This window comes from Achromobacter agilis (assembly GCF_900496965.1).
In the GTDB taxonomy this organism is placed as follows: domain Bacteria; phylum Pseudomonadota; class Gammaproteobacteria; order Burkholderiales; family Burkholderiaceae_B; genus Achromobacter; species Achromobacter agilis.
Genome location: NZ_UFQB01000003.1, coordinates 52,608 through 71,425 on the forward strand (window position 1 = coordinate 52,608; position 18,818 = coordinate 71,425).

The following is an 18,818-nucleotide window of genomic DNA, read 5'->3' on the forward strand; positions in this document are numbered from 1 at the left end:
CGGACGATGAATGCAAATGGGCAAGCGGGCGCGGGGCGCCTGGCCGGCAAGGTAGCCGTGATTTTCGGGGCGGGCTGTGTCGGGCCGGGCTGGGGCAATGGGCGCGCGATCGCCGTGCGCTTCGCCCAGGAGGGCGCGGTGGTGGTGGCGGTGGACAAGCGGCCCGAGTCCCTGCCGGAGACCCTGGACCTGGCGGGAGCCTGCGGGGCGCGCATTCAAACCCATATCTGCGACGTCGGAGACGCGGCCCAGGTGGCCGGGCTGGTCGATGCGGTGGTGCAGCGCCACGGCCGGATCGACATTCTGGTCAACAACGTCGGGGGCCCCATTCCCGGCGGCCCGGCCGTCCTGTCGCAAGCCGATTGGCAAAGGCAGCTCGACCTGAACCTGACGTCGGTATTCACGACCTGCCAGCACGTCCTGCCCATCATGGAAGCGCAGGGCGCGGGCGCGGTGGTCAACGTGTCTTCGACGTCGGCCATTCGATGGACCGGCTCGCCGCAGGTCGGCTACGCGGCGGCCAAGGCCGGCGTGATGCAGTTTGGCCGCGTGGTCGGCGTGGAATACGCCAGGAAGGGCGTGCGCATCAACACCGTCTTGCCCGGACAGCTGCATACGCCGCTGGTGGATGCCTTCCTGGCCGGCCAGCAGACCGAAGGCGATATCGAGGCCTTGCTGGAACGGCGCCGCCGCCGCATTCCGCTGCCGCTTTCCGGCGACGGCCGGGATACGGCGAATGCCGTGCTCTTTCTTGCCTCGGACGAGGCGCGGTTCGTCACCGGAACCGAGCTGGTGGTGGATGGCGGCATGAGTGCCCGCTGCGACTAAAGATCAATCAAAGGGAAATCACGATGGCGCGAATTGATTATGCGGATATCGCCAAGCCGGAAACGCGGCCGCTGGTGGAACGCATCGAACGGGAACGGTCCAGCCTGCCGAATCTATACCGGATGCTGCTCAACAGCCCGCCGGTGGCGCAGGGCTGGCTGGCCTATCTCACGGCGATACGCCAGCAGAGCGGCCTGCCGGCCAGGCTGCGGGAGATGCTCATCCTGCGCGTCGCGGTCCTCAACCAGGCCGACTACGAATTCGAGCAGCATCTGCCCATTGCCTTGCGGGCCGGTTGCAGCGAGGCCGAGGTCGCGGGGTTGAAGGCCGGCGACTTCGCGCCGCTGGCTGCGGGCGAGCGCGCAGCGATGGCGTATTGCGACGAGATGACGCGCGATATCCGGGTCCGGGACGCCACGTTCGCGCCGATGCGCGAGGCGTTCGACGACAAGGAAATCGTAGAGATTACGGCCACGGTGGCCGCCTACAACATGGTGTCGCGCTTTCTGGAGGCGATCCAGATCGATCACGAATGAACGGCGCATTCGACTGCCGGTGAACAACGATACAGGGAGACAAGCATGCATAGCTTCAAAGGATTGAGCGGCGCTTTGGCGTCCTTCGCGCTGGGCTTGGCCTTGAGCGCTCCGGTACAGGCCGGCTATCCGGCAAGACCGGTGCAGTTGATCATTCCGTTCGCGCCCGGCGATACCGACCAGATGCTGCGGCCCATCACCGAGAAGATGGGGCAGTACCTGGGGCAGCCCATCGTGATGAACTACAAGCCGGGCGCGGGAGGCGGCATCGGCGCGGCGTACACGGCGTCGGCCGCGCCGGACGGCTACACCATCGTGGGAAGCTCTCCCGGTGCGCTGGTGGTGGTGCCGCTGGCGAATAAGGAGATCAAGTACACGACGGATTCGTTTGCGCCGGTCGCCGCGATTTCGCTGGGCGGCATGATGATCGTCGCGTCGAGCAAGTCCAAGTACAAGACGCTGGCCGACGTGGTGGCCGACGCGAAGGCGCGTCCCGACGGCATTTCCTACGGCACGTCGGGCGCCATGGGCATCAGCCATCTGCTGGGCGAGACGTTCGCGTCCGAGGCCAAGATCCAGCTGCGCCATATTCCCTTCCAGGGCAGCGCCCCGGCGGTCACGGCCTTGCTGGGCGGGCATACCGATATCGCGGTGTCTGCGGTGGGGCCGGCCCAGGCGCATATCCAGTCCGGCGGCCTGCGGCCGTTGGCGATCTTCAGCAGCAAACGGCTGGCCGCCTATCCGGATGTGCCGACCTTGCGCGAGCTGGGCTATGACGTCGGCAGCCCGACCATCTACGGCCTCATGGCGCCCAAGGACACGCCGCCCCAGGTTGTCGATGCCCTGTACCAGGCGGCGCGCAAAGTGGTTGCCGACCAGGGCGACGAGGTGAACAAGACCCTGGGCACGATAGGCGCGGAGATCAGCGTGCTGAGCCCCCAGGAGTACGGCGCCTACCTGCAGGAGCAGCGCGCGCTGTTTTCCAAGGCGATCGGCCTGATCCGTGAATGAGCGGCGGCGCCGTTTCCCATGCTGCTGCCCCACACCGGGCCGTCCGCGGCAATCTAGAGGTTGAATGCATGATCTGGCCCGTGTCGGAGGGCGGCAGGGCCTGCATGCGTTGGGCGAATCTGGCCACCGCGCGCCAGCGCGGAATGGCTTGGGCAAGTATGCTGCCGGCCAGGAGGATCCATCGCATGGCCACGCCCGAAGCAATCATGAAGCACTACGAGTCGGACCCGGACGAGGACCCGTGGGTCCGCGCCAAGCCGGCGCCCGCGCCCGTCAAAGTCGTTCCCTACGATCCCGCATGGCCGGCCCGCTACGGGGAGCTGGAGGCGCGGATACGCCAGGCGTTGGGCCCGGCCGCGCTGGACGTGGAGCATATGGGATCGACCGCGGTGCCGGGCCTGGCGGCCAAGCCCGTGATCGATATCGACCTGACGGTGGCCGATCCGGTTCGGGAGGACGCCTACGTTCCGGCGCTGGAGGCGATCGGCTACGTCCTGGCGCTGCGGGAGCCTTCCTGGCACCAGCACCGCCTGCTGCAGCGGGACGAGCCAAGCGTGAACCTGCATGTGTTCGGCCCGGATTGCCCGGAGAATATCCGGCACCGGATGTTCCGCGACTGGCTGCGCGGGCACGACGAGGACCGCGACCGGTATGCGCAGGCCAAGCAGGCCGCGGCGGGGGGAGTGATGCAGGTAATGGTTTACAACAAACGCAAGGAAGCGACGCTGCGCCAGATCTACGAACGCATGTTCCGCGCCGCCGGCTTCCTGTGATGCGCGCTCAGGCGCCGGGGAGCATGTAGCGGGCGGATACGGCGAGGATGCGCTGGGCCGATTCGCGCAGCAGGCGCGCTTCGCGATAGGCTTGCAGCGATACGACGGCGTCGTAGCGGCGGGAACTGCGCGGGCCGGCGAGCAGCGCCGGCCGGCGGGTCAGAATCGGGGATATCAAGCGTTGCATGTCGGAATCTTCCTGCGGGCGCCAGGCCCGGTGTCTATGGCTGGCATCGTATGCTGGCCTCGAATGCGCGCCAACGATTTACCTTTCATATGGATATCCGGGTTTTCCCCGGGGGAATCGCCGGGGTCTGCGCGCATTGCGCCGCCAGTATCGCCGGCGCATATGACAGTCTGATGCCAGTGCGCGCCGGTCTTGCGAATTCTAATACTACGCGGTAGCATTAAAAAACGCTGGATCGGAGACAGGAATGGCGCTGCCCTTGGAAGGTCTGTTGGTGATCGCTGTGGAGCAGGCCGCCGCAGCGCCTTATGCCTCGTCGCGGCTGGCCGATGCCGGCGCGCGCGTGATCAAGATCGAACGCGCGGCCGGCGATTTCGCGCGCGGCTACGATGGCGCGGTCATGGGCGACAGCACGTATTTCGTGTGGCTCAACCGCGGCAAGGAATCCATCGTCCTTGATTTCGCGCAGCCGGAAGACATGGCGCTGCTGCGCAAGCTGATCCTCCAGGCCGACGTGCTGATCCAGAACCTGGGGCCGGGCGCGGCGGCGCGCGCGGGCTTCGGCTGGGAGGAAATGCGCGCCGCCAACCCCCGCCTGATCACCTGCGACATCACCGGCTACGGAGAAACGGGTCCGTACGCGGGCATGCGCGCCTACGATCTGCTGGTGCAGGCCGAATCGGGCGTCGCCTCGGTAACCGGCACGCCGGAAGCGCCGGGGCGCGTCGGTATTTCCGCCTGCGATATCGGTACCGGCATGTATGCGCACGCCGCCATCCTGGAAGCGCTGTTGCAGCGCGAGCGGACCGGGCAGGGCAGCGCCCTGCACGTGTCGCTGTTCGACGCGATGGCCGACTGGATGACCGTGCCCCTGCTGCACTACGACTACGCCGGCACGGTCTGGCCGCGCGTGGGCCTGGGGCATCCCACCATTGCCCCGTACGGCGCGTTCGCCTGCGGGGACGGGCAGCAGCTTTTGATCGGCGTGCAGAACGACGGCGAATGGCGCCGTTTTACCAACGACGTCCTGCTCAAGCCCGAGTGGGCCGACGACGCGCGCTATCGCAGCAACCAGGACCGCGTGCGCAATGCCACGGAGCTCAAGGCCGAGATCGAATCCGTCCTGGGCGGCATGGACCTGGGCGAACTGCGGCGCCGGCTGACGCAGGCGAAGATCGCGTACGCCTCCGTCAATGGCGTCAAGGAATTGTCGGCGCATCCCCACTTGCGCCGCGCGCAGGTGCGTACCGCGCACGGGGAGGCGTCCATCGTGGCGCCGCCCGTCCAGGTGCGCGGCGAACCACGGCATCTCGGCGAGGTGCCGGCGATCGGCGCGCATACCGAGGCGGTCCGCGCGGAATTCGGCGGCGGGGCCTGAGGGTAGAATTTCGCGTTTGATTCTCGGCACAGCAAGGAAACCATGGGACGGCCAAGCCTGATCGACAGCACCGAAGGAATCGAGAAGCGCCTCGCGATTCTCGACGCCGCCGCATCCGTGTTCATGAACCTGGGCTTTTCCGCAGCCTCGCTCGACGACATCAGCGAGGCCTACGGCGCCACCAAGGGCATCATCTATTACTACTACCGCAACAAGTCGGCGCTGTTCTTCGCCGTGCAGCGGCGCGCCATGGAGCTGACGCGCGAAGCGATCGAGCCCCACGCACTGGCCGGCGAGCGGCCCGCCATCCGGTTGCGCAGGATGGCGCACGACCACACGTTGCTGATGATGGAGCACCTGGCGTATCTGCGGGTGGCCGCGCAAGGCCTGGAACTGCACCTGACCGGCCGCACCACGGCTTCCGAACGCGCCGAGCTGGAAGAGATCCTCAAGTTGCGGGCGGCGAACGAAGCCTTGTATGTGCGCGTGATCGAAGCGGGCGTGCAATCCGGCGATTTCCGCCCCATGGATCCCAAACTGCTGGTCAAGCCGTTGCTGGGGGCCCTGAACTGGACCTCGCGCTGGTATCACCCGCGCAAGAACGAAACCGCGAAGGACCGCGAACGCGTCGCCGACGAACTGGCCGGTTTCGCGGTCAGCGCGTTGCTGCCGCACCCGCAATAAACAACGCCGCCGCGCGGACGACCGGATCCGTGCGGCTTTTTTTAATCAGTTTTGATACTAATCGGTATTATTTAAATAACAGGACGACAGCGATCTATGGCTCCCAAAATCCTGGTGGAACGCACGGGTTTCGTCACAACGGTGATCATCAACCGGCCCGAAGTGCGCAATGCGCTGGATCGCGAGGCGGCGGCCGGGCTGGCCCGAGCCCTGCGCGAATTCGACGCCGACGAGGACGCGCGCGTGGCCGTGCTATGCGGCGCGGGCGGCGCCTTCTGTTCCGGCGCCGATCTCAAGGAGCTGGCGGGGGGCACCGATTACGAGCCCTGGGCGGGCAGCCCCGAGGGGCCGCTGCATGCGCCGCTGTCCAAACCCGTGATCGCGGCCGTGGCCGGACACGCGTGCGCCGGCGGGCTGGGCGTGGCCTTGTGGTGCGACCTGCGGATCGCGGAGGAGAGCGCGTCGTTCGCGGTGCTGTCGCGACGCTGGGGCGTGCCCATGAGCGACGGCACGACGGTACGCCTGCCCCGCCTGATCGGCATGAGCCGCGCGCTGGACATGCTGCTGACCGCCCGCATCGTGTCCGCGCCAGAGGCTGAACACTACGGGCTCGTCAATCGCGTCGTCCCGCAGGGGCGCGCGCGCGCCGAAGCCGAAGCGCTGGCGCACCAGATGGCGCAGTTTCCACAGATCGCCCTGCGGTCCGACCGGCAATCGGCCTACGCCCAGGCGGGCGTGACCGAGCGGGAGGCCGTGGCGGCCGAAATGGCGTACGCCGCCGCGGCACGCCGCCTGGAGGCGCGGGCGGGCGCGCAACGCTTCGAAGAAGGGGCTGGCCGCCACGGCGCTTTGCCCGGCGCCGGCAAGGAGGCCCCATGCGAGCCGTAATATGCCGGGGGCTGGACGATCCTGGCCAGGTCAGCGTGGAAGCCTGCGCGCCGCCGCCCATGATTCCAGGAGGCGTGCGCATCGCCGTGCATTCCTGCGGCGTGAGCTTCGCCAACCTGCTGGTATTGCAGGGCAAGCACCAGAACCGGCCGCTTCTGCCGCTGACCCCGGGTACCGAGGTGGCGGGCATCGTTACCGAATGCGCACCGGACGTGACCCTGTTCCGCCCGGGCGACCGGGTGGTGGCCGGCGTGCGTTCGGGCGGCTTTGCCAGCGAGGTCGTGGCGCCGGTGGACACCACGTTCGCCTTGCCCGATGGCGTGACCTTCGATAGCGCCGTGCAGTTTCCGACCATCTACGCGACAGCCTACGGGGCGCTGTGCTGGCGCGCGCGCCTGCAGCCCGGCGAAACCGTCCTGGTGCATGGCGCAAGCGGGGGCAGCGGGCTGGCCGCCATCGAGATTTCCAAGCGCATGGGCGCCAGGGTCATCGCGTGCGCGAGCACGCAGGACAAGCTCGACGCGGCGCGGGCGCATGGCGCCGATGAAGGGCTGAACTACCGCGACGGGAACTTCCGCGATGCCGTGCTGGCGCTGACCGGCGGGCGCGGCGCGGACGTGGTTTTCGATCCGGTGGGCGGCAAGGTCTTCGAGGAATCGTTGCGCTGCGTGGCGCCGGAAGGGCGGCTGATCCCCATGGGATTCGCCGGCGGCGACATCCCGCAGATTCCCGCGAACCTTCTGCTCGTGAAGAACGCCACGGCCATCGGCATTTATTGGGGCTACTACATGGGCTGGGGCCGGATGCCGCTCCCGCCCGAACGCCGGCCGGCCGTGCGCGCGGCGTTCGCAACCCTGTTCGACTGGGCGGTGGAAGGCGCGTTGAAACCCTATACGCAGCGGACCTTTGCCCTGGAATCCTACGAAGAGGCGCTGGCCGTGCTGGCCTCGCGCGAGGTGATCGGGCGCGTCGCCCTGCATCCGCAACTATCCCCCTGACAACGGGCGTTCAGACCCGTACTCATAAAAAAGCGACGACCAAGCACAATCAAAGGAGCTGGAGACATGAAAAGACTGATCAAACTGCTCATCGGCGTCACGCTCGCCGTGGGCGCCCAGGCGAGTTACGCCTTTCCCGATAAGCCGATCCGGCTGATCGTGCCTTATCCGCCAGGCACCGGCACCGACACGCTGGCGCGCTTCACCGCCCGCCAGCTGGAGGCCAGGCTGGGCCAGCCCGTGATCGCCGAAAACCGGCCGGGCGCCAGCGGCATCATCGCCACCCAGACGGTAGTATCGGCAGCGCCCGACGGCTACACGCTGCTGCTCGCGGCCAACGCGCCGGTGGCGACCAACGTGGCAGCGTTCGCCAAGCTGCCCTACGACCCCCTGACCGACCTGGCGCCGGTGGCCGTGCTGGCCCAGGCGCCGATGGGTTTCTACGTCTACCAGGATTCGCCCTACCGGTCCGTGGCGGACCTGGTGGCGGCCGCGAGGAAGGATCCGAAGAAGCTGAACTACGGCGCGGGCAGCGCCACCTACCAGATCGCCACGGAGTGGTTCCTGTCGTTGGCGCAGGCCAGCGCCAACGGCATTTCCTACAAGGGCGCGGGCCCGGCGCTCAATGACCTGGCGGGCAAGCAGGTGGACTTCGTGATCGCGGAATACAGCGGGGCGCAGGCCCTGGTGCAGGCGGGCAAGCTGCGGCTGCTGGCGGTGACGACGAACGAACGGCTGGCCAGCGCGCCGGACGTGCCGACCCTGCAGGAGCTGGGATTCAAGGATTTCTTCAAGGTGGCGTGGTGGGCGATGTTCGCGCCGGCCAAGACGCCCGCTCCCGTCGTGAAGGCCTTGCAGGACGCGCTGCTGGCGATCTACGCCGAGCCCAAGACCCGCGATTTCCTGGCGCAGAGCAATTTCATTTCCTTCATCGGCGACGCGCAAGCGCTGGCCAGGTTCCAGAAGAAGGAAATCGAGCTCGAGATCGCCACGGCGCAGAACGCCAACATCCCCAAGCAATAGGCCGGCAGCGGCGGCAGGGCGCGCGCCGTGGATGGGTCCGTGGCGCCCGCGTCCAACCAGGAGCAGATATGACAGGTCCTTTGTCCGGCGTGCGCGTCGTCGACGCCAGCAATTTCGTTTTCGGGCCAATGGCCACCCAGTTGCTTGCCGATATGGGCGCCGAGGTGATCAAGGTCGAGCCGCCGCAGGGCGATCCGATGCGCATGGTCGGCCGGTCGCGCAACCCGAAAATGGGATCATTCTTCCTCAATCTGAACCGGGACAAGCGCAGCGTGGTGCTGGACCTGAAGACCGCCGGCGATGTGGCGCGCCTGGATGCGCTATTGGCTACGGCCGATGTCTTCGTGCACAACATGCGTCCGGCGGCCGCCAGGCGGCTCGGCATCGACTACCGCAGCCTGGCCGGGCGCCATCCACGGCTGGTCTACGCTGTGGCGCTCGGCTTCCATCAGGACGGCCGCTATGCCGAACGCCCCGCCTACGACGACGTGATCCAGGGCATGAGCGGGGTGTCGGGCTTGCACGCGCGCATGTACGGCGAGCCCGGTTTCGTGCCCATGCTGTTCACCGACAAGCTCTGCGGCGTGTACCTGGCCGGCGCGATCGCGTCCGCGCTGGTGGCCCGGGCCGCCAGCGGGCAGGGGCAGCAGGTGGAAGTGCCCATGTTCGAAACCATGGCGTCCTTCAACCTGGTCGAGCACCTGGCCGACGGCATTTTCGGCGGCCGGCAGGCGGACGCGGCGCCGCCCGGCTACGAACGGGTCTTCAGCCGCTATCACCGGCCGCTCAGGACCCGGGAGGGCTATGTGTGCCTGGTCGCCAACACGGACGCCCAATGGCAGCGCCTGTTCTCCCTGCTGGGCCGGCCCGAACTGGCCGCCGATCCGCGCTTTGCCACGATGGGAGACCGCATCCGCAATGCGGAACCGCTTTACGGGGAGGTCAGCGAGCGTCTGCTCGAGCGTGGCGCGGCCGAGTGGCTGGCGCTGTTCCTGCAGCACGATATCCCCGCGGGGCCGGCCAACGGCCTGGATGAGCTGCTGAACGACCCGCACCTGGCCGACGTGGGGTTCTTCGAAACCGTGCAGCACCCGACCGAGGGCGAATTGCGCTGCGCGCCCACGCCCTTCCGCTTTTCGGCCAGCGCGCGGGCTGCGGCGGGCGGCGCGCCGGGGCTGGGCGAACACAACGCGGAGATCCTGGGGTAGGCGGCGCCTACATGCGTACGGACGCGATGCCCGCGACCCACACCCAGCGCCCGCCGCGCAGCTCGAAGTCGTAGGTCATGGCGTCGGACGGCATGTGCAGGAACGGCGCGAACCAGACGCGCACGCGGCCGGGCGCCTGGACGTCCCAAAGCGAAACGCCGCCGATGGGGCTGTCGGGAGACAGGCCCAGCATGGAAATATAGGCTTCATTCCGGGGGCTTTCGCCTTCCGGCTTGGCCGGCCATTCGCCTAGCTCCTGGCTGCCCGAGTAGAAGACCAGCCCCGTGGCGAACGGATCGGCGGCCTCGCCGCCGAAGCGGGCGATATTGAGCTGGCCCATGCCGTCGTCGGACCGGGCGCACAGGATGCGCTCGAACAGCGCCAGCAGGGTTTCTTCCTGCTCAATGCCGAGACGGCCGCGCATCAATGCGGATACCGGGGTCTGGCCCTCGGTACAGTGGCGCGTTTCCAGCAGCAGGCCGCGTTCGGTGCGCTGGACGGAATCGCCGGGCTTGGCGCCGGTCAGCATGCCGCCGATGTCGCGCAGCACGGATTGCTGGCCGGACGATTGCGCGAGGGATGGGGGGCCGGCCGTCAGGCCGGCAATGATCAGGGCCCCGCAAAGGGCCGACGTGAGGGTGATGCGCATAGCCTGCTTTCTGTTGCTTTACCGGTCGGAGGGAGGCGTCAGGGCGCCTTCAGGCGGGAAGGCACTTCGTCCGTGTCGCTGCAGACCGCCAGCACTTCGGCGGGCTTCTTGCTCAGCGACAGATAGACGTGCCCGATGCTGCTGTCGAAATACGCGGTTTCGAGCTTGCCGAGCACGACGCTTTCGCCGTTTTCGAACTGGATGCGGACCTTGCCGGACAGCACCACGGCGAACTCTTGGCCCGGGTGCCGGATGTAGTCCTCGAATTCCACCACTTCGCGCGCATCGATCAGGGCGAACATGGGCGTCATCTTCTTGCCGGGATATTCGCCCATGAGCAAGCGGTAGTGATAGTTTTCCGTGACGTAGTCGCGGGCGTCGCCGAGCTTGTTCTTGACGAAGGTGGGGGCGACGGCGGCCTGGGGGGCGTCCCCCAGCATGAACATGCGGGTCATGTCGATGTCCAGCGCCCGGGCCAGCGCGGCGAACTTTTCGTAGCTCAGGGCGATCTGCCCAAGCTCGGCTTTCGAGAGCGTCGACACCGCGATGCCGCTGGCGCGGGAAACGGCCTGCAAGGTCAGTTTCCTTGCCTTGCGCTCGGCCCGCAGGCGAGCGCCCATTTCTTCCTTGCCCACGATCTCGGGCGGGGAGGTATTGCCGGATAGGGCCATGTAGCGGTGTGGCATCAAGGGTTGAGGGTTGGGGCAGGGCCCGCAAGCCCCGCCGCGTGTATGCCGGATTGTAAGGGGTGCGGCGGCTCAGGCGGGAGGGCGGGCGCCGGTGCGTTCTACGATCATTCCGTAGTGCTCCGGACGACGGTGGGCGGCGAAGTTGAAGATGTTGGCGCGGTAATGCTCCGACACCGACAGGTCGCAGACGAAGTTGATGACCTCGTCGTCCTCGGAGAAGGCGCGCACCATGATTTCTCCTGTGGGGGCGACGATGCAGGAGCCGCCGATCATCGGATTGCCTTCCTCGACGCCGGCCTTCGCGGCGGCGGCCACCCAGCAGGCGTTCTGGTAGGCGCCCGCCTGCAAGGACAGCAGGTGGTGGTGCATGCGCAGATGGATGGGTTCGTCCCATTGCACATAGCCGGAAGGGGTGTTGTAGCCGGCCATGACCACCTCCACGCCCTGCAGGCCCATGACGCGGAAGGTCTCGGGCCAGCGCCGGTCGTTGCAGATGCACATGCCGATGGCGGCGTCCGGCGTCTGCCAGACCGGAAAACCCAGGTCGCCGACGGCGAAATATTTCTTTTCCAGGTGCTGCAGGGCGGCGCCGTCGCGTGCCTGAGCGTCGCCGGGGATGTGGATCTTGCGGTACTTGCCGACGATGCCGCCGTCGCGCCCGACCAGGATGCTGGTGTTGTACTGCGTGCCGTCCGCCAGCTCGGCGTAGCCCAGGTAGAAGCCGATGCCTTTCTCGCGCGCGGCGTCGAACAGCGGGCGGGTCAGCGGGCCGGGCATCTCGGTTTCGAAGAACGCCTGCACGTCGGCGGGATCGTCCAGCGACCAGCGCGGAAAGAAGGTGGTCAGCGCCAGTTCCGGAAAGGTCACCCAGGCGGCGCCGCGGCTGTGGGCGTCCTCGAGCAGTTCGATCAGCCGGCGCACGACCTGGGCCCGGGTATCGCTGCGCTGGACCGGGCCCAGCTGGGCCACGGCCAGGTGTAGTTTGCGCGCGCTCATGCCGCGCTCCGGTTCAGCACGCGGCCGGCATGCTGGCCGGTAAAGGCCTGGTCTTGCCAGACCGGCGCGCCGTTGACATAGACGGAATGGATCCCGGCGGCCCGTTCCGTGGGGCGCTCGAAGGTGGCGGAATCCGCCACGGTGTCTGGGTCGAAGACCACCAGATCCGCGAAGTAGCCGGGCTGCACCTGGCCCCGCTCGGCCAGGCCGAACTTGGCGGCGGTCAGGCCGGTCATTTTCCAGACGGCGGTTTCCAGGGGGAAGAGGCCCAGGTCGCGCGAGTAATGTCCGAGCACCCGCGGGAAGGTGCCCCAAAGCCGCGGATGGGGGCGCTCATCGTGGGGCAGGCCGTCCGAGCCGATCATGGTGGGGCCGAACGCCAGGATGCGTTGGACGTCGGGCTCGTCCATCATGAAGTAGATGGCGCCGGCGGGCTGCAGTTCCTGCACCACGTCGTACTTGGATTTTCCCCGTTCCGCGGCGACCTCGTCCAGGTCGCGCCCGCTCAGTTCCGGGAAGGGCTTGCACCAGGTGATGAGGGTGCGCCCCGCCAGCAGGACGCGGTCCTGCTTGAGCATGGTGGACCCCGCCACGTAGGGATAGGCATCCAGCGAGACGTCCTGCGCCGCCATGGCGGCCTCGATCAGGCGCAGCGTTTCCTTGGAGCGCCCGAAGTTCGGCTTGCCCATGACCTTGTGATGCGAAATGACGACGGGCACGCCCAGCTCGCGGCCGATGCGGAAGGTTTCCTCCAGGGCCGGCACGATGTGCTCGCCTTCGTCGCGCATGTGCGTGGCGTAGATGCCGCCATGCGTGCCGAGCGGGCGGCAGACTTCGATGATTTCCTCGGTGCTGGCGCTGGCCGCGGGCGGGTAGAACGTGCCGGTGGAGATGCCGATGGCGCCGCTGGCCAGCGCGTCGTCGGCCAGCGTCTGCATGGCCTGCACTTCATCGGGCGTGGCTTCGCGCTTCAGGTCGGGCATGACCGCCGCGCGCAGGGTGGAATGGCCCACCATGCAGGCCGCATTGACGGCGGCGGGCGTGGCGCGCAGGGCGTCGAGATAATCGGAGAAGCGCTCGAAGCGGTACGAGCCGCCTTCGTCCAGCAGGTCCAGCGGCGCCGGCGGGCTGGCATGCGCCAGCGGCGCCAGGCTGATACCGCAATTGCCGGTGACGACCGTCGTGACGCCTTGCGAGATCTTGGGCGTCATGTCGCGGTGCTTGAGCAGGTAGTTGTCGTCGTGCGTATGCGAGTCGATGAATCCCGGGGCCACTACCTTGCCGGCGACGTCGATGCGCCGGCCGGCGGCGCTGCCGCTCAGGTCGCCCACTGCGGCGATCCGGTCCCCGCGCACGCCGACATCGGCGCGGCGGCCGGGGGCGTTGGTGCCGTCGATGACGGTGCCGCCGGCAAGAATGTAGTCGAATGGCGTGGCGTCGGGCTGGGTCATGCGTATCTCCTCGTAGGGTGGACGGGCCTAGGCAAAGTGGCAGGCGACCTGCTGTTCAGGGGCGATGTGACGGGGCTGCGGGGCTTCTTCGGCGCAGCGCGGCTGGGCCATGGGGCAGCGGGTGCGGAACGCGCAGCCCGAGGGCGGCGACAAGGGGCTGGGAATTTCCCCCTTCAACACCTCGACCGGCGTGCGCTCTCCCTGGCGCGCGGAGGGCACCGCCGCCAGCAAGGCGCGGGTATAGGGGTGGGCAGGGCGTCCGAAGATAGCGTCGCGCGTGCCGATCTCGACGATCCGGCCCAGGTACATCACGGCGACCCGGTGGCTGATGTGGCGCACCACGCTCAGGTCGTGGGAAATGAAAACGTAGGTCAGGCCCAGATCGCGCTGCAGGTCCATCAGCAGGTTGATGACCTGGGCCTGGACCGAGACGTCCAGGGCCGACACGGGTTCGTCGCAGACGATCAGCCCGGGGTCCAGCGCGAGCGCGCGCGCGATCACGATGCGCTGGCGCTGCCCGCCCGAGAATTCGTGGGGGTAGCGGTCGGCGGCGTCGGGCCGCAGGCTGACGCGGGCCAGCAGCTGCGCGACGCGTTCGCGGATCGCCGCGCGGCCGTGGCCGAAGTTGCGCAGCGGTTCGCCGATGATGTCGCGCACCCGCATGCGCGGGTTCATGGACGAAAACGGGTCCTGGAAGATGAACTGCATCCGCTGGCGCATGGCGCGCAGCTGGCGGCCGTTCATCGCCGCCAGGTCGTGCCCTTCCAGCAGAATGCGGCCTTCAGTGGGCTCGGAGAGCCGGATCAGGCATTTACCGGTGGTGGACTTGCCGCAGCCGGATTCGCCGACCAGGCTGAGCGTCTGGCCGCGCGAGACGGACAAGGACACGCCGTCGACGGCGCGCAGCACTTTTGCGCCGTTTCCGCCATCCACGGGGAAATGCTTCTTGAGGCCGATGACCTCCAGCATGGGCACGATGCCGGGAGCGGGGGGCGGATACGGCGGGAGCAAGGGGGATGTCGTGCAGGTTCATGGCGGATCTCACGCAATCATGGCGTTGGCCGCGGATGCGGACGCCGGTCCGGTTTCGCGGGCCCAGCACCAGACACGGTGGCGGCTGCCGGCATCCACGGCGGGCGGGGCGGCCTCGCTGCAGCGCGGCTGCGCCTGGGCGCAGCGCGCGGCGAAAGCGCAGCCGCGCGACGCCGGCGTCATCACCGGCACGATGCCGGGCAGCTCGGCCAGCCGCACGTCGTGGTCCTGGCCGTCGACGAAGTCGGGCAGGGAGCGGATCAGCGCCTGGGTGTAAGGATGCTGGGGGCGGTCCAGGACGTCGTCCACGCTGCCTTCCTCCACCTTGCGGCCGGCGTACATCACGATGACGCGCTGGCACATCTGCGCCACCACGCCCAGGTCATGCGTGATCAGCACGATGGCGGTGCCCAGTCGCGCCTGGATGTCGCGCAGCAGGTGCAGGATCTGCGCCTGGATGGTGACGTCCAACGCGGTGGTGGGCTCGTCGGCGATCAGGACCTTCGGCTGGCAGGCCAGCGCCATGGCGATCATGGCGCGCTGGCGCATGCCGCCCGAGAGCTGGTAGGGATACTCGCGCACGCGGCGCGCGGGGTCGGATATCTGCACCAGGTCCAGCAGTTTCTCAGCCTGCGCCAGGGCGTCGCGGCGCGACAGGCCCTGGTGCAGCATGAGCGATTCGCTGATCTGCTTTCCCACCGTGAACACGGGGTTCAGGGACGTCATGGGTTCCTGGAAGATCATCGAGATCCGGTTGCCCCGGATGCCGCGCATGGCTTTTTCGGGCAGGGCGAGCAGGTCGCGTCCGTCGAATTCGATCCGGCCGCTGGCGATGCGGCCGGGCGCGCGCAGCAGGCGCATGATGGACAGCGACGTAACGCTCTTGCCGCAGCCGGATTCGCCGACCAGGCCCAGCGTTTCGCCGGGCAGCAGGTCGAACGAAAGGCCGTCCACGGCGACCACCGTGGTGTCGTCGCCATCGAAGCAGGTGGTGAGTTCGTGCACGCGCAAGACAGGTTGGGGTTGCATGTGCGCTCCTACAGCTTTTTGGCCAGGCGGGGGTCGAGCATGTCGCGCAGTCCGTCGCCCACGAGGTTGACGGCCAGGACGGCCACGCCCAGGAACAGGCCCGGATACAGGATGATGTGGAAGGCCACGGCCACGAAGTTGCGGCCTTCGGCCATGATGTTGCCCCAGCTCGGCGTCTGGGGCGGGATGCCCACGCCCAGGAAGCTCAGCACGGCTTCGGTCAGGATGGCCGAGGCGGCGATGAAGGTGGCCTGCACCATCAACGGCGCGAACAGGTTGGGCAGGATGTGGCGCAGCAGGATCGCGGGCACGCGGGTGCCGGAGGAGACGGCCGCCTCGATGTAGGGCTGCTCGCGGATCGTCAGCACCAGCGCGCGCACCAGGCGCACGACGCGCGGCACTTCCGGAATGACGATGGCGATGATCACGGTGCCCAGGCCCCCCTTCAGCGTGGCCATCAGCGCGATCGCCAGCAGCACGCCCGGGATGGCCATCAGGCCGTCCATGATGCGCATGATCACGGCGTCCAGGCGGCGGAAGTAGCCGGCGGCCATGCCCAGGGCGACGCCGCCCACGGTGGCGACCACGGCCACCACGATGCCGACGACCAGCGAAATGCGGGCGCCCCAGACGGTGCGCGAATACACGTCGCGGCCCAGGGCGTCCGTGCCGAAGAAATGCTCGGAAGAGGGCGGCTTCATGCGCGCCATCGGGTTGATGTCCTGCGGATCGACCGTGGCCAGCCAGGGAGCGGCCAGGGCGATCGTGGCCAGGGCCAGCAGGATGGCGCCGCCCACGTAGAGCATGGGATGGCGGCGCAGCGACTTGAGGACGCGGCGGTAGCGCGGGCGCGGCGCGGGCAGCGGCAGGGTGGCGGTAGTCATGCGTGTCCCCGTTCAGTAGCGGATGCGAGGATCGAAGAGCCGGTAGCTCAGGTCGACCAGCAGGTTGATCAGTACGTAGATGCCCGAGGCCACCAGCAGCACGCCCTGGATGACGGGGTAGTCATGGCGCAGCACGGCATCGATGGTCAGGCGGCCCAGGCCGGGGATGGCGAACACGGTTTCGGTGACGACCACGCCGCCGATCAGCAGGGCGACGCCTACGCCGATCGTGGTGACGATGGGGTTGGCGGCGTTCTTCAGGGCATGCCACACGATGGGGGCCGCCGACAGGCCTTTGGCGCGGGCGGTGCGGATATAGTCCTCGGACAGGGCTTCCAGCATGGTGGCGCGCGTCATGCGCGTCAGCAGCGCCATGTAGACCAGGCCCAGCGACAGGCAGGGCAGCACCAGGTGGCGCAGGTAGGGCGCGACGCCGGCGGACAGCGGCTTGTAGCCCTGCACGGGCAGCCAGCCCAGTTTGATGGAGAAGCCGTAGACGAGGCTGTAGCCGATCAGGAACACCGGCACGGAGAAGGCGCAGACCGCGCCGATCATGACCAGCCTGTCCAGCCAGCGCCCCGCGTTCCACGCCGCCAGCACGCCCAGCGGCACTGCCGCGATCACGGCGAACAGCATGGTGAAGATGGCGATGGACAGCGTGGGACCCATGCGTTGGCCGATCAGTTCGGACACCGGCATCTGCGTGGAGATGGAGGTGCCCAGGTCACCGGTGGCGATGTGCGCCACCCAGATCCCGAACTGCTGCAGCAGCGGTTTGTCCAGGCCCAGGTTCTGGCGGATTTTCTCCACGTCGTCGGCGGTGGCGTTGTCGCCCGCGATCACGGCCGCCGGATCGCCCGGCGACAGATGGATCAGCAGGAACACCACGACCGCGACGACGGCCATGACGGGAATGACGGCCGCGATGCGGCGCAGGATGTATTTCACGCTGGTTTCCCCCCGGCTTGCGGCCGGGCACAAGCTGCGCCCGGCGTCTGCCTTACGGTTTTTCGATGTTCCACATCACCGGGATGCCGGTCTTCAAGAGCTCGGTGTGCTTCAGGCCGCGCACCGCGGATACGGGCTTGAATTCGCCGAACATGACGTACGGCACGGTCTGGTAGGCGCGCACCTGCATCTGGCTGGCGATGTCCTTGCGCTTGGCCGGGTCGGTTTCGCGGATCCAGCTGGTGCGCAGCGTGTCCAGCTCTTTGTCGCAGGGCCAGCCGGGCAGGCTATTGCCGCAGGCGGCGGACAGCCAGGGGTTGGTCACCGGCGTGCTCGCGTCGAAGTAGCCGCCCCAGGTGAGGAATACGCTCCAGCCGCCTTTTTCGGGCGCGTCCTTCTTCAGCCGGCGCGCGGCCAGCGAGGCCCAGTCCATGGATTGCAGGTCGACATTGAGGCCGGCCTTCTTCATGTTCTGCGTCAGCACCATCACGGCCGGGGCGCTCAGGTGGTCGGTCGGGTACAGGACCACGACCTTCTCGCCCTTGTAGCCGGCCTCCTGGAGCAGCTGCTTGGCGCGCGCGGGATCGGCCTTGGCGTAGGGCGCCGCGCCGGCGTCGGTGGCCAGGGGCGAGCCGCAGATATAAAGAGTAGGACAATAGTCCACACGGTATTTCTCCGGGTACCCCATGGCCGACAGCATTTCCTTCTGGTTGACCAGGTGGTACAGCGCCTGCCGGGCGAGCTGGTTGTCGAACGGAGGATGCAGCGAGTTGACGATGACCATGCCCTGGGATGCCACTGAGGTACCCAGGGTGATGTCCGGGTTGGTTTCCAGGACAGGCAGGAAGTCCGGCGTGGTCTGCTCGATCATGTCGACCTCGCCGTTCATCAGCGCCGCCGTGGCCGTGTTCCCATCGGGGATGTAGACCCACTCCACGCGGTCCACCTTGACGTTCTTGCCGCCGGCCAGGCCGTCCGCCGGTTCGGCGCGGGGCACATAGGCGGGATTCTTCACGTACACCACCTTGTTGCCGGGCACCCACTCGTCGCGCTTGAACAGGAACGGGCCGGAACCGACCATTTCCGTGACCTGCGTGTTCGGGTCCGTCATCGCCAGGCGCTTGGGCATGATGAAGGGCGGCATGCCCGAAGGCTTGGACAGGGCGTCCAGCACCAGGCCGAAGGGCTCTTTCAGCGTCAGCGTGAAGGTATTGTCGCCCGTGGCCGCGAGCTCGGCGCCGGCGGCCATCATGGCCTGGCCGAGCGTGTCCTTTTTCGCCCAACGCTGGATCGAGGCGACGCAGTCCTCGGCCTTCACCGGCGTGCCGTCGTTGAACTTCAGGCCCGGGCGCAAGGTGAAGCTCCAGGTTTTGCCGTCCTCGGAGGTGGTCCAGCTGTCCACCATCTGGGGCTTGACCTGGCCCTTGCTGTCCTGCGAGAACAGGGTGTCGAACACCATGTAGCCGTGGTTGCGCGTGATGTAGGCCGTGTTGAACAGCGGGTCCAGCGTCTTGAGGTCCGCGTGCGGCACCAGGCGCAGCGTCTTGGACTGCGCGAGCGCGCCCGTGGCGGCGCCCATGGCCAGCAGGGCGGCGGCGCCCAGCAAACTGAAACGTCTGATCATTT

19 protein-coding genes and 1 pseudogene are annotated in these 18,818 nt (G+C 67.7%); 10 read left to right on the plus strand and 10 right to left on the minus strand.

The genetic code is table 11. From position 1 onward, the window contains the following. Nucleotides 1-6: 6 nt before the first annotated feature. The 4 genes from AGI3411_RS04315 (at nt 7) to AGI3411_RS04330 (ending at nt 3,148) form a co-directional block, all read left to right on the plus strand. A complete protein-coding gene (locus AGI3411_RS04315) occupies nt 7-828 on the plus strand; it encodes an SDR family NAD(P)-dependent oxidoreductase (RefSeq protein ID WP_129526179.1) in 822 nt (273 codons plus the stop codon). Between the two features lie 23 nt (nt 829-851). Continuing rightward, a complete protein-coding gene (locus tag AGI3411_RS04320) occupies nt 852-1,364 on the plus strand; it encodes a carboxymuconolactone decarboxylase family protein (RefSeq protein ID WP_129526180.1) in 513 nt (170 codons plus the stop codon). A gap of 45 nt (nt 1,365-1,409) precedes the next feature. Beyond that, nucleotides 1,410-2,375 (plus strand): tripartite tricarboxylate transporter substrate binding protein, encoded by a 966-nt coding sequence (locus tag AGI3411_RS04325; protein ID WP_129526181.1) that lies wholly within the window; start codon nt 1,410-1,412, stop codon nt 2,373-2,375. 185 nt (nt 2,376-2,560) lie between these two features. Beyond that, nucleotides 2,561-3,148 (plus strand): GrpB family protein, encoded by a 588-nt coding sequence (locus AGI3411_RS04330; RefSeq protein WP_129526182.1) that lies wholly within the window; start codon nt 2,561-2,563, stop codon nt 3,146-3,148. 7 nt (nt 3,149-3,155) lie between these two features. Here the strand turns inward: AGI3411_RS04330 and AGI3411_RS04335 are convergent, their stop codons facing one another. Continuing rightward, complete coding sequence (locus AGI3411_RS04335; RefSeq protein ID WP_043543579.1) at nt 3,156-3,335, minus strand: hypothetical protein; 180 nt, start codon at nt 3,333-3,335, stop codon at nt 3,156-3,158. Between the two features lie 247 nt (nt 3,336-3,582). On the opposite strand from AGI3411_RS04335, the gene AGI3411_RS04340 reads away from it, so the two are divergent. From AGI3411_RS04340 to AGI3411_RS04365, 6 genes are all read left to right on the plus strand, one after another. After that, complete coding sequence (locus tag AGI3411_RS04340; RefSeq protein ID WP_129526183.1) at nt 3,583-4,713, plus strand: CaiB/BaiF CoA transferase family protein; 1,131 nt, start codon at nt 3,583-3,585, stop codon at nt 4,711-4,713. A 42-nt stretch (nt 4,714-4,755) separates the two neighbouring features. After that, complete coding sequence (locus AGI3411_RS04345) at nt 4,756-5,397, plus strand: TetR-type transcription factor C-terminal domain-containing protein (RefSeq protein ID WP_129526184.1); 642 nt, start codon at nt 4,756-4,758, stop codon at nt 5,395-5,397. Between the two features lie 96 nt (nt 5,398-5,493). After that, nucleotides 5,494-6,285: a crotonase/enoyl-CoA hydratase family protein gene (locus AGI3411_RS04350; RefSeq protein ID WP_129526185.1), complete on the plus strand. Its 792-nt coding sequence runs from the start codon at nt 5,494-5,496 to the stop codon at nt 6,283-6,285. Beyond that, nucleotides 6,273-7,283, plus strand: a complete 1,011-nt coding sequence (locus AGI3411_RS04355; protein ID WP_129526186.1) for an NADPH:quinone oxidoreductase family protein — start codon at nt 6,273-6,275, stop codon at nt 7,281-7,283. Before AGI3411_RS04350 ends, AGI3411_RS04355 begins: the two co-directional genes overlap by 13 nt. Before the next feature lie 66 nt (nt 7,284-7,349). After that, nucleotides 7,350-8,306: a Bug family tripartite tricarboxylate transporter substrate binding protein gene (locus AGI3411_RS04360; RefSeq protein WP_129526187.1), complete on the plus strand. Its 957-nt coding sequence runs from the start codon at nt 7,350-7,352 to the stop codon at nt 8,304-8,306. 68 nt (nt 8,307-8,374) lie between these two features. Further along, nucleotides 8,375-9,514 (plus strand): CaiB/BaiF CoA transferase family protein, encoded by a 1,140-nt coding sequence (locus AGI3411_RS04365; protein WP_129526188.1) that lies wholly within the window; start codon nt 8,375-8,377, stop codon nt 9,512-9,514. Nucleotides 9,515-9,521: 7 nt separating this feature from the next. On the opposite strand, the gene AGI3411_RS04370 is transcribed toward AGI3411_RS04365, so the two are convergent. The 9 genes and pseudogenes from AGI3411_RS04370 to AGI3411_RS04410 all read right to left on the minus strand — a co-directional run bounded on the left by AGI3411_RS04370 (nt 9,522) and on the right by AGI3411_RS04410 (nt 18,816). After that, nucleotides 9,522-10,163, minus strand: coding sequence for a hypothetical protein (locus AGI3411_RS04370; protein ID WP_129526189.1), 642 nt, complete (start codon nt 10,161-10,163; stop codon nt 9,522-9,524). 38 nt (nt 10,164-10,201) lie between these two features. Continuing rightward, nucleotides 10,202-10,849, minus strand: a complete 648-nt coding sequence (locus AGI3411_RS04375; RefSeq protein ID WP_165359064.1) for a helix-turn-helix domain-containing protein — start codon at nt 10,847-10,849, stop codon at nt 10,202-10,204. A 72-nt stretch (nt 10,850-10,921) separates the two neighbouring features. After that, nucleotides 10,922-11,848: an N-carbamoyl-D-amino-acid hydrolase gene (locus AGI3411_RS04380; protein WP_129526190.1), complete on the minus strand. Its 927-nt coding sequence runs from the start codon at nt 11,846-11,848 to the stop codon at nt 10,922-10,924. After that, nucleotides 11,845-13,299, minus strand: a complete 1,455-nt coding sequence (locus tag AGI3411_RS04385) for an N-acyl-D-amino-acid deacylase family protein (RefSeq protein ID WP_129526191.1) — start codon at nt 13,297-13,299, stop codon at nt 11,845-11,847. Before AGI3411_RS04385 ends, AGI3411_RS04380 begins: the two co-directional genes overlap by 4 nt. A 27-nt stretch (nt 13,300-13,326) precedes the next feature. Then, a pseudogene (locus tag AGI3411_RS04390) lies at nt 13,327-14,332 on the minus strand (ABC transporter ATP-binding protein). 8 nt (nt 14,333-14,340) lie between these two features. Continuing rightward, entirely contained in the window at nt 14,341-15,360 is a 1,020-nt protein-coding gene (locus AGI3411_RS04395; RefSeq protein WP_129526192.1) for an ABC transporter ATP-binding protein, read from the minus strand. 8 nt (nt 15,361-15,368) lie between these two features. Next, the gene (locus AGI3411_RS04400; RefSeq protein WP_129526193.1) at nt 15,369-16,244 is read right to left on the minus strand and encodes an ABC transporter permease; all 876 of its coding nucleotides are present in this window, start codon (nt 16,242-16,244) and stop codon (nt 15,369-15,371) included. A gap of 12 nt (nt 16,245-16,256) precedes the next feature. Further along, complete coding sequence (locus AGI3411_RS04405; protein ID WP_129526194.1) at nt 16,257-17,192, minus strand: ABC transporter permease; 936 nt, start codon at nt 17,190-17,192, stop codon at nt 16,257-16,259. Nucleotides 17,193-17,244: 52 nt separating this feature from the next. Continuing rightward, nucleotides 17,245-18,816 (minus strand): ABC transporter substrate-binding protein, encoded by a 1,572-nt coding sequence (locus AGI3411_RS04410; protein ID WP_129526195.1) that lies wholly within the window; start codon nt 18,814-18,816, stop codon nt 17,245-17,247. Nucleotides 18,817-18,818: the final 2 nt, after the last annotated feature.

Bases quoted from the DNA above. Each gene is read 5' to 3' on its own strand.
- AGI3411_RS04375 (WP_165359064.1), bottom strand. From the start codon at position 10,849: ATGCCACACCGCTACATGGCCCTATCCGGCAATACCTCCCCGCCCGAG.
- AGI3411_RS04315 (WP_129526179.1), top strand. From the start codon at position 7: ATGAATGCAAATGGGCAAGCGGGCGCGGGGCGCCTGGCCGGCAAGGTA.
- AGI3411_RS04330 (WP_129526182.1), top strand. From the start codon at position 2,561: ATGGCCACGCCCGAAGCAATCATGAAGCACTACGAGTCGGACCCGGAC.
- AGI3411_RS04335 (WP_043543579.1), bottom strand. From the start codon at position 3,335: ATGCAACGCTTGATATCCCCGATTCTGACCCGCCGGCCGGCGCTGCTC.
- AGI3411_RS04360 (WP_129526187.1), top strand. From the start codon at position 7,350: ATGAAAAGACTGATCAAACTGCTCATCGGCGTCACGCTCGCCGTGGGC.
- AGI3411_RS04355 (WP_129526186.1), top strand. From the start codon at position 6,273: ATGCGAGCCGTAATATGCCGGGGGCTGGACGATCCTGGCCAGGTCAGC.
- AGI3411_RS04320 (WP_129526180.1), top strand. From the start codon at position 852: ATGGCGCGAATTGATTATGCGGATATCGCCAAGCCGGAAACGCGGCCG.
- AGI3411_RS04395 (WP_129526192.1), bottom strand. From the start codon at position 15,360: ATGCAACCCCAACCTGTCTTGCGCGTGCACGAACTCACCACCTGCTTC.
- AGI3411_RS04380 (WP_129526190.1), bottom strand. From the start codon at position 11,848: ATGAGCGCGCGCAAACTACACCTGGCCGTGGCCCAGCTGGGCCCGGTC.
- AGI3411_RS04325 (WP_129526181.1), top strand. From the start codon at position 1,410: ATGCATAGCTTCAAAGGATTGAGCGGCGCTTTGGCGTCCTTCGCGCTG.
- AGI3411_RS04345 (WP_129526184.1), top strand. From the start codon at position 4,756: ATGGGACGGCCAAGCCTGATCGACAGCACCGAAGGAATCGAGAAGCGC.
- AGI3411_RS04410 (WP_129526195.1), bottom strand. From the start codon at position 18,816: ATGATCAGACGTTTCAGTTTGCTGGGCGCCGCCGCCCTGCTGGCCATG.
- AGI3411_RS04340 (WP_129526183.1), top strand. From the start codon at position 3,583: ATGGCGCTGCCCTTGGAAGGTCTGTTGGTGATCGCTGTGGAGCAGGCC.
- AGI3411_RS04385 (WP_129526191.1), bottom strand. From the start codon at position 13,299: ATGACCCAGCCCGACGCCACGCCATTCGACTACATTCTTGCCGGCGGC.
- AGI3411_RS04400 (WP_129526193.1), bottom strand. From the start codon at position 16,244: ATGACTACCGCCACCCTGCCGCTGCCCGCGCCGCGCCCGCGCTACCGC.
- AGI3411_RS04350 (WP_129526185.1), top strand. From the start codon at position 5,494: ATGGCTCCCAAAATCCTGGTGGAACGCACGGGTTTCGTCACAACGGTG.
- AGI3411_RS04365 (WP_129526188.1), top strand. From the start codon at position 8,375: ATGACAGGTCCTTTGTCCGGCGTGCGCGTCGTCGACGCCAGCAATTTC.
- AGI3411_RS04370 (WP_129526189.1), bottom strand. From the start codon at position 10,163: ATGCGCATCACCCTCACGTCGGCCCTTTGCGGGGCCCTGATCATTGCC.